Origin of the sequence: Pseudovibrio sp. POLY-S9, assembly GCF_001431305.1 — a bacterium.
In the GTDB taxonomy this organism is placed as follows: domain Bacteria; phylum Pseudomonadota; class Alphaproteobacteria; order Rhizobiales; family Stappiaceae; genus Pseudovibrio.
In genome coordinates this window covers 1-9032 of record NZ_LCWX01000243.1, presented here as the reverse complement: position 1 = coordinate 9032, position 9032 = coordinate 1, and the positions used below count along the sequence as shown (strand labels likewise).

Below are 9032 nucleotides of genomic sequence, written 5' to 3'. Positions count from 1 at the left end.
TTCGCGCTGCTTCACGATGTCATGATGATCAGGACAGAGGGTTTGAACGTCGCCAAAGTAGAAGAGGTATTCATCGCCACGGTGTGGCTGTATGTGGTCGCAGACTAGGAACCGCCGCCGCTTGTGTGGTTGAGGAGAGCCATCCAGTTTCTTGCTCCCGTCATTGAGGATGCCAACTTTCAGACACATCACACAGAGAGGACTCTCTGCCAGATGATCAGCCCGTCGCCGCCTCCATCGCGCAGTCTTGTACCACTTGCGATAGGCTTGAGCCTCTTGTGAGCGTCCGTAATCTGCCAACGTGACCCAAACAGAAAAAAGGCCCGCCTCATCAGCGAACCAGTTAAACGCACCGCATGCGTGTCAAAATTCCATAGAAACTCTTCGCGCCAACTCCGCCATTCGGCGTCTTGTGTTGACTGGGTCTCGTGTCTGGGTCGCTCTGTTTGGTGTAGCGGGTTCTAGCCGCTCAGGCCCCAAGAGATCCACGTGATCGTCCTGAGGCACATCATGGTTTCTGAAACGTCAGCTTGTCAACAGGCACTGTTGCTTTTGTCGTTCGACCGAACGCCTTAATCTCCACACGAGCCAGCTCACCGCCTCGCCTGAGACTGCGAACCTCGCCCTTCAGTTGAGCGCCTACACCAGCTACAAGCATCACCTGATCGCCAACGCTAAAGAGCTGACCCTTAACCAGTTTCTGCCCAACCTCAGCCTCACAAGCCGTATCGACAATACGAAGCATCTCGCGCATTGGCACACGGTGTGGAGCAGCCTCAAGAGTTGTCGAAAGAATTTTTTCCACACCATCACATTTTCGGATCATATCGCAGCATTGACCCGCTCTCGCATCCAGACCGACAAACAGATATCGAGGGAACATGAGGCAACTCACCGTGAACCGCTCCTTCCTTGTCTTCGACCTGCGCAACTCGGTAATCATCGGCAAATAAGCTGTCAGGCCAGCCGCATTGATCCCTTCGAAAGCCCGATCCTCACAGTCTGGATTGGTGCGAACCACAACCCATTCAAGCGAGCTGCACTTGATGAGTGCACGCATGAACTGGTAATTCCGTTCAAGTACCCGTCTCTCGGCATTGGGAGCAGTCTTCGTCATTCAGCAGCCTCCTGAGTTGCTGTTGTGGTATTGATTATTTGGCCGTGCACAGCTTCAAAGTTTTCAAGAGCCCTCTTCACCGCCCCAAGCAAAGCCTCAGGTTTATTATCATTGATGAGCCCCACATCGGTCCCGACGAGCTTCGGCATGTAGACCCACTCAGGCAAATCGCGATCAACTCCAAACCAAGGCCAGCCACGCTCCTCATGCAGCTTCTCCCAAGCCTTCCAGAGTTCAGAGCCGACTTTCACCTGAGAGAACTCATCCGCAAGGGGAACCATCTCATTGGCAACCGTCACACCCTTGGAGCTTGTCTGCGCCCGGTGCTGCATGGCGTTGACCCGAGGCCAGCCGTATTGCGCCCTGCGTTGCCGCTTCTCTCGCTCAGCCGCCTCCCCGTCTCCCTTCAAAAGCCCAGCAAGGAAAGCCGACGGTTTCGGAAAGTTGCCGTAGTGAGGCTGGAGCAAATCAGCAAAGCGGTAGACACCCCAGAGCTTGCCGAAGGGTTTGGCGGGCTCTGCCGTACCACTGCCAGTCGCTTTCGATGGAAGCTTCTCCCAGCGTTTTTCCTTGAGATAGACGGCAAACGCACACATTTTGGTTCGACCAATCTGCTTGCAGTGCCGCTCGTAAGCACTTGCCTTCGAAGATGCTTGCAACCGCTCATCCTCGGTCAGATCAAACCAAGCCTTCTCAGCGGAGTCGGCACTATCCGATGCAAACGTCGACCAGCTCGCATGAGCCTTTTTCAGCCTTCGAACCCACGTTTCATGAGAGACTTTGCTCTTATTGTCATTTTTTACATTCTCGCTCTCACGCGCGCTCTCTCTCATATGGATTGGTATTGGATTGTTAAGTGGGTTGTTCTTATCTTGGTCCACCTCATGGACCACGTTAGGTCCACCACGTGCACCACCTTCGTCCACCTCGTGCACCACCTTTTCTAAGGGAGGTAGTCCACCACATGCACCACCTTCTTCTTCACTCTCAGCAGTATTAACAATACGCTCAGTTAAGCTAGGTGCATCCAATTTCCTCTCTGGCCATCGAGCGACATAGTCTTTTCGCTTCCATCTTTGCCCTTTAAAACCATGCTGAGAAATCGAGACCCAACCCGCATCTCTTGCCACTTCAAGGTGCTTCATGATTGCGTTTTTGCTCAGACTGCTATGCTCAATCAACTGGTCGATTGACGGGTAACAACTCTCACCCATCTCGTTCATGAAGAGCGCCAGAGTATGCAACACATGCTTGGTTGTTGGTGCGAGGTCTGACTTGCTAAACGCCTGCCTCCAACTCCAAGCCCTGCGACCATCATTCATGTCACACCTCCCACTTCAGGAAATTTAAGCGAATATTCGTTTCGCGTGAGCTTTGCCCCGTCGGCATCATGACGCTTCACGACGATCCAGTCGGACACCTCTGCAAGCTTCAGATGCTTAATCACCGATGGCTTACTCAGTCCGGTTCGGTCTGCCAGCGTCCCAACGGATGCCCAAACACCCTCGCCCATACGATTTGCAAAAAGGCTCAGTGCAAACAGCACGAGCCGAGTGCTTGCTTCCAAGTCGCTCCGCGAAACCTCGCGATGCCACTCCTCAACATTCTGAAATTCACACACTACAAACCTCCATCGGCTCCAGGTTAGTGAACAACGGACCCACATCAGGCTCAGGCACCGCTTGATTGACTTTCAACTCGGCAGGCCCCATCCAGTCCTTCTCGATGCGCTCTTGCGCAATCGCCGCATACTCTGGATTGAGTTCAATCAGGATCGCTCGCCTGCCATGCCGCAGCGCGACTAAACCAGTCGTGCCAGCGCCACCGAACGGGTCCAAAACAACACCGCCTCGCGGACATCCCGCCTCAATGCAGCGTTGCGCTAGTTCTGGTGGAAAGGTTGCAAAGTGAGCGCCGGAGAAAGGTCGCGTCGCCACATTCCAAACTTCAACTGGAGCGGGCTCATAGTTGCGAAGATTCCGGCCATTGGCTTGCTGCTCTTCTTTGGTCATTTGATCCCAACGAGCATTAAGCCCAGCATGTCGCTTACTGTGACCACGCTGTTTATCCGATACACGCTTGTTTCCTACGTCCTTACGCTTCCCCGCCTCATTGCGAGTGTAAGAACCACCTCGAAAACCATGCGCATCTTCGTCACCAACCCGCCCTTGTCGCACCGCTTCCTTGTCGTAGAAGTAACGAGGCGACTTCGTCAGAAGCCAGATCTTCTCATGAGCTACCGCAGGCCTATCTCGAACGCTCTCCGGCATAGGGTTAGGCTTTGCCCAAATAATCTCACCACGAACCCACCAACCAGCATCTTGCAACGCAATTGCAAGCCGGTTCGGTACCATGCAAAGGTCTTTGGGTTTCAAGTTTCCTTGGATGGTTGAGAACGGCTTCTGGGTGAATGTTCTGTCGTCTTTTCCGGTTATGATGCGACCATTGCTATCTGCTTTGAGTCCTGCCGGAGTGGCCGCATAGCAATCACCATAGTTGATCCAACAAGTGCCCTCTGGTTTCAGCACGCGCCGAATTTCCTCGAACACCTCAACCATCTTGTCGAGATGCTCTTTTAGCGTCGGCTCAAGCCCCAGCTGCCCCTCAACCCCATAATCGCGCAGCCCCCAATAGGGCGGCGAGGTCACCACGCAATCAACGGAGTTGTCAGGCATCTCACGCAAACGGTCGAGCACGTCGCCCAACCGGATTTCGCATGGTAAGTCGCCAATGTGGAGGGTTTCAGGAGCGCTCATGCAGCAACCCTCCCGAGGAATTCCGTAGATCGACGCCTAGGTGAATGCGTGTTGCAATCGGCATCGCAAAAAGATGCAGAGAGCCTTGCCGGATGCGCCAACATAGCAAAGCTCTCTGCGCACACTGGCCAACCATGGAAGGGAGACGCCAGCATGAGTGATGAAGACGACGAGAAATACTATGAGAAAATGGAAAAGGACGTACGTTCTTTGTTGATCCTGAGCATCTACTCAGTCCTTTCCCCAAAACAACAAATGGATGTAGAGAAAATTTTAGCAGAAAAGCTAGAAGTAATCGCAGAGTTCCCGAATAAAAACAGTCTGCATCAAGACATAAACTTAGAGATTTTTGAGCACCACATCGAAAAGCTGAAGGAGTGGCAAACTCAGCATCTAACAGACCCCGCCTAACGCATGACGATCCAAGGGCGGGACTTTGCATCGCCTGCATATCTTGCTTGGAGGTCACTTTGCATCGCCCCCCCCACATGCTGAAGTAGGATCATCATGCAACTCAACAGGAATGGGCGGCAGCACAACGCCTTTGTCATGTGCTGCTTTTTTTGCATACTCTACAAGTGCAGATGCAGTTTCCAATCTTAAGTCTAATTGATCGCCCTTTATAAACTTGGACAAGGCATTCTGTGCGACACCAGCCTTCACAGACCAAATGTAAGAAGAGAGATTAAGAACGTCTTTCACTTCTACAACCCACTTACGAAATGCAGCAGGCTTCGGAATAGCCACATTCAACATTGCTCAAACCCCTTATGGTCGACAGGCACCTTTAAAGGTTATACAGCATATATAAGGTTATTGAAATTACTTTTTGGTATATTTCCATTTTAACCGTTTAGGGTGATAGTAGCCTTATAGATTTTCACCCATGCAACGACAACGAGCGCCAAAGTGAACAATTCAAAAACTCAACTCAGTGATGCAGAAATGTGGGAACGTAGAAGAAAGAACCTCAAAGCCATTTTGGGCTTTAAGGATCGCGTTGCCGCGCAGGTATCTGTTGAAGCGGGCTTCTCAAAGAACACAATCGGTAAGTTTACGCGTGGAGAAACTTACTCACTTAACTGGAACACCTTGGAAGCAATATGCAAAGTGCTGAACCTACCATCAGCTGCCGTGCTGGATAATGAGAACCCACTCACAAGCCCCAAAAATGACATCTATAGCCTAGTAAAAGAAATTACCGATGATGAAGCACGGATTGTATTTGAAGCCGCAAAATCTGCCTTATCCAAAGATAAATGACCTGTATATTTAAATTCTCTCATCTTGCTCAATAATATCAAAACTTCATTATCTGCTAAACTATCAATAAGTTGGCACAAATCTTCCTTAGAGTTAATTGATGAATTATTCATAACTACCTCGTCAAAATTATATTATGGCAATTTAATACATATATTAGATTGCAAGTAAATAATGAAAAGATTACATTCACCTTAAAGGGTTACAAGCTAAGGTGGATATGTCATGATTGACGAGCACTTTCTAGATATCTGTAATGACGGTTTTGCTATTGGTGTAGGCTGCTTTAAAAGTAATAATATTGACCTACTAACCACCTATTCCGCCGACTGGCAGAACCAGTACTTTGATCTTGGAGGTCTTACGAAAGATCCGGTCGTTGCGTTTGGAACGCAATACACTGGGCTACACCATTGGACTAACGACGCTCCGTCAAATGATTTTCTTGCAGCTGCCCGCGACCACAACCTTCACCACGGACTTGCATTTTCTACTGTGATAGCAGGAAATCGGCTCATTGCGGGTATTTCCAGACAGGTAGTCTTCACAGATGCCGAGAAAGCCGTAATTCAAACCTTATTGAGAGAGTACCACCTCAATAAACTCTGCCAGAGAATGCTCCACCTATCTCCAACCCAGAAAATTCTTGTACAACTTACAGCGCAAGGTTTTAGAGCAAAGGAAATCGCTTTTCACTTCAACGTATCCGAAGCAACTATCAAGCAAAGAAAAAGCAAAATCCAAGACATAATCGGCATCAATAACTTTACATGCATCACGTCACTAGCTGCGCGAGCAGGGTTTGCATTTAACCCAATAAACTAGAAGATATTAGCAGCAATTTTAGAGATCATATTCTCCAATCACAACCAAATGGAGAATATGATGCAATCAGCAAGCTTTAATTTTGAGACCATCCATTATTACGGTGACTTTTGGCTACAACATCTTAAGTTACGAAAAGAACTTTTTGTCGATCAAAAGAGCTGGGACGTTCCACATAACCATTCTATTGAATGGGATCAGTATGACACTGGAAATACCCAATACGTCATTTCACACTTAGCTGGAAGGGTCGTTGCAGCCTCTCGTTTAAACCCATGTGATTTTGAAGCTTGCGAACGCTCTTACATGATCAGAGACGCCCAGCTAGGCAGGCTCTCTAACTTTCCTGATTTACAAATCTCATGCCCCCCAACCGACTCCAAAACTCTCGAAGCAACTCGCTTCACCACTGACCCCAAACTCCCGCAAGATGTTCGCGCCCAAGCACTGGAACATAATGCGCGAACTCTCGCTAAGACTGCGCGAGACCTAGGAGCTGAGCGATTGATTGCATTGATGCACCCAGGGTTTGCTCGCTGGTTATCTCGCCTTGGGCTCCCTACAAAACCGATAAGCCCCATTGTTAAGGACGCAGACGGAAGCAAAATTTGCGTCCTTCAAATGCATCTCGACCAATAGGCACGTTCACTTTATATTTGACTTGCACCTTTAAAGGTGCTTTTACTATATATAGATTACAATAATCGTCATATCAGGAACTCGTAAAAGTCGGAGACGTACAGATCTCAGCAACATCTCCGACTTTCAAAAAATGGATTACCGTAATGCATAGCGCCACAATCATTCAATTCCCTGCGACTAAACAGAGCCCAGCTCAAACATCCTCCAAAACCGTACAGCAAGTGGGCGAAGAAGCGCTCGCCCAGACAAAGGGCGCTCATAGAGACCTCTGCACGTTCCGCTCTGACCTGAGCTTAATGATCAATGAGACGCCGCAGGATCGCCGTGCAATCAGCGCGCTCATTGTCGCCATTCACGAAACACTCACCAACGCCGATATCGCACTGGTGAAGATGCTTCAGCAAATGGAGACAGCAACCCCGGCAGGCGCTCTTTAGCGCCTCCAACACCTCACCTCTTCGTTTCCCTCAATCACGAGGAACAGTCCCATGAATAGCATTGATAAAGTCGTATCTAGTAATCTCTGCCGCGAGATCCTGTTCCACGTGAACGAGGCCGCGAAGCTATCCGTTCTGGTGGTCTTCGCCATTGTGCTGCTGTTCCTCGCTCCCGCTCTTGATGAAACAGTGATCGAGGCAAAACAGAGCATCTCCTCTGAGTTCATCAGCACCCAGCTTTCCTCTTTTGACGTCCTAAACGAACGCTAGAAGGTTCATGCGCCTATGAAACGTAAAGCGAAATTCCAGACTGAAGCCGAGATGTGCTCAGTGTTCCTAAAGAACTTGCCGGAAGGCTGGACCGCTTACCCGGAATGGAACAATTGGGACATTGTTTTGGTCCGCGACTGCGATGGCTTTCAAATCGGCATAGAAGCCAAGCTGCGCTTAAACGCCAAGGTCATCAACCAAGCTGCAGAGCAAGCCTACCAGATCGCGAAACCCGGACCAGATTGCCGAACCATCCTCATTCCTGAGGGGTATTTGAACGACCTAACTTCGATTTGCAGCCTTCTCAACCTGCAAATCATTGAGGTCACAGATGAGCCACGCAACACCAAGTATGATCCGTGGTTCCGGCCAGCACTTCCAAATCCCAAGCGCCGTAGCTTCTCAAGTTTCCCTGAGTTCTACCCTGTCGAAAGAATGCCCCTGCCGGAAGTTGTTCCGACTGTAGATGCTGGCAAGCCATGCCCCACTCGCCTCACAGAGTGGAAAATCAAGGCCATAAAGCTCTCCATTCTGTTGGACAAAAACGGCTTCGTGACCCGCAAAATTTTCGATGAGCTGAGACTAAGCGCAACGCTGTTTCTCTACTCGAATAAAGAATGGATGAGGCGCGGACGTTCCAAAGGTCAATGGAGAGCAGGCCCCAACTTCCCGAACTTTCGTCAAGGCTTTGAAACGAATTACGCGGAGCTGGAACAGCTCTTTCCTGATTGGTCCCAGCAGTTGAGCCTCTAACATGCAAACAGAACTCTTCAATCTTTCCGCCAGCCGGACCTCTCACGAACTCATCATTGACGCCTTCGCAGGTGGTGGAGGTGCCTCAACAGGCATTGAGATGGCAATCGGTAGATCACCAGACATCGCAATCAACCATTGCGATAAAGCCCTAGCCATGCATGAGCAGAACCACCCTGACACCATTCATCTGCCTCAGAGCGTTTTCGAGGTCGATCTGCCAGCCTACACAAACGGACGCCCCGTCGGCTTCCTTTGGGCATCGCCAGACTGCCGCCACTTCTCCAGAGCAAGCGGTAAGAAAATCCTCTCTCCCCAGGTACGCATGCTTGCATGGGCAGTCGTCAAGTTTTGCCAAAACCTAGGCAGAAACCGACCACGCGTAATCGCACTTGAAAATGTGGTCGAGTTCTTAGACTGGGGGCCACTCGATGAAAAAGGCGAGGTTATCAAGGAACGCGCTGGCGAAACCTTCAATCAGTGGTGCGTCGCGCTGCGCAAGCTTGGTTACAAGATTGAATATCGCAAACTCAAAGCCTCAGACTATGGCGTCCCAACAATCCGAAAACGCCTCTTCATCGTTCTGCGCAGAGATGGAAGAAAAATCATCTGGCCATCAATCACACACGGAGACCCAAGTTCTAAGGGCTTCGAAGGTTCTTGCTTACTCCCTTGGCATACCGCAGCTGAGTGCATTGATTGGTCAATTCCTTGCCGGTCAATCTTCGAACGCAAAAAACCTCTTGTCGAGAAGACCTGCAAACGCATCGCCGCTGGCATCAAGAAGTTCGTGATTGAGGCTCAACAACCGTTCATCTTGAACATGAGCCATGGCGGCTACTTCGAACCACTCACTCGCCCGCTGACAGCCATCAAAACAGAAAGTGGCGGATGCCGAGCTTTGGTTGTGCCTTGCATTGATCGCCAGTTTGGCAACTCCAGATGCGCTTCAATTACTGACCCAATCGG

13 protein-coding genes are annotated in these 9032 nt (G+C 50.0%); 8 read left to right on the top strand and 5 right to left on the bottom strand.

Annotation, left to right across the window (positions count from 1 at the left end):
* Nucleotides 1–508: 508 nt before the first annotated feature.
* Genes PPL9_RS27145 through PPL9_RS27130 form a run of 4 tightly spaced genes read right to left on the bottom strand, consistent with a single transcriptional unit; the run spans nt 509 to nt 3873 of the window.
* The gene (locus tag PPL9_RS27145; RefSeq protein ID WP_057465654.1) at nt 509–1117 is read right to left on the bottom strand and encodes a transcription termination/antitermination NusG family protein; all 609 of its coding nucleotides are present in this window, start codon (nt 1115–1117) and stop codon (nt 509–511) included.
* Nucleotides 1114–2439: a helix-turn-helix domain-containing protein gene (locus PPL9_RS27140; protein WP_057465653.1), complete on the bottom strand. Its 1326-nt coding sequence runs from the start codon at nt 2437–2439 to the stop codon at nt 1114–1116. Before PPL9_RS27140 ends, PPL9_RS27145 begins: the two co-directional genes overlap by 4 nt.
* Nucleotides 2436–2738: a helix-turn-helix domain-containing protein gene (locus PPL9_RS27135; RefSeq protein ID WP_057465652.1), complete on the bottom strand. Its 303-nt coding sequence runs from the start codon at nt 2736–2738 to the stop codon at nt 2436–2438. Before PPL9_RS27135 ends, PPL9_RS27140 begins: the two co-directional genes overlap by 4 nt.
* Nucleotides 2731–3873, bottom strand: coding sequence for a site-specific DNA-methyltransferase (locus PPL9_RS27130; protein WP_057465651.1), 1143 nt, complete (start codon nt 3871–3873; stop codon nt 2731–2733). The genes PPL9_RS27135 and PPL9_RS27130 overlap by 8 nt, the downstream gene beginning before the upstream one ends.
* 153 nt (nt 3874–4026) lie before the next feature.
* Here PPL9_RS27130 and PPL9_RS27125 point away from each other — a divergent pair, with 153 nt between their 5' ends.
* Complete coding sequence (locus PPL9_RS27125; protein ID WP_057465650.1) at nt 4027–4284, top strand: hypothetical protein; 258 nt, start codon at nt 4027–4029, stop codon at nt 4282–4284.
* Nucleotides 4285–4338: 54 nt separating this feature from the next.
* Here the strand turns inward: PPL9_RS27125 and PPL9_RS27120 are convergent, their stop codons facing one another.
* Complete coding sequence (locus tag PPL9_RS27120) at nt 4339–4629, bottom strand: hypothetical protein (RefSeq protein ID WP_057465649.1); 291 nt, start codon at nt 4627–4629, stop codon at nt 4339–4341.
* A gap of 153 nt (nt 4630–4782) precedes the next feature.
* On the opposite strand from PPL9_RS27120, the gene PPL9_RS27115 reads away from it, so the two are divergent.
* The 7 genes from PPL9_RS27115 to PPL9_RS32165 form a co-directional block, all read left to right on the top strand.
* Nucleotides 4783–5136, top strand: coding sequence for a helix-turn-helix transcriptional regulator (locus PPL9_RS27115; protein ID WP_152986844.1), 354 nt, complete (start codon nt 4783–4785; stop codon nt 5134–5136).
* Nucleotides 5137–5361: 225 nt separating this feature from the next.
* On the top strand, nt 5362–5961 hold the full coding sequence (locus PPL9_RS27110; protein WP_057465647.1) for an autoinducer binding domain-containing protein: 600 nt from the start codon (nt 5362–5364) through the stop codon (nt 5959–5961).
* Nucleotides 5962–6021: 60 nt separating this feature from the next.
* A complete protein-coding gene (locus tag PPL9_RS27105) occupies nt 6022–6600 on the top strand; it encodes an acyl-homoserine-lactone synthase (protein WP_057465646.1) in 579 nt (192 codons plus the stop codon).
* A 146-nt stretch (nt 6601–6746) separates the two neighbouring features.
* Nucleotides 6747–7040: a hypothetical protein gene (locus tag PPL9_RS27100; protein ID WP_057465645.1), complete on the top strand. Its 294-nt coding sequence runs from the start codon at nt 6747–6749 to the stop codon at nt 7038–7040.
* 51 nt (nt 7041–7091) lie between these two features.
* Complete coding sequence (locus PPL9_RS27095) at nt 7092–7310, top strand: hypothetical protein (protein ID WP_057465644.1); 219 nt, start codon at nt 7092–7094, stop codon at nt 7308–7310.
* Nucleotides 7311–7325: 15 nt separating this feature from the next.
* Nucleotides 7326–8063, top strand: a complete 738-nt coding sequence (locus PPL9_RS27090) for a hypothetical protein (protein ID WP_057465643.1) — start codon at nt 7326–7328, stop codon at nt 8061–8063.
* A 1-nt stretch (nt 8064) separates the two neighbouring features.
* On the top strand, nt 8065–9032 hold a 968-nt coding region (locus tag PPL9_RS32165; protein ID WP_161831481.1), incomplete at its 3' end, for a DNA cytosine methyltransferase.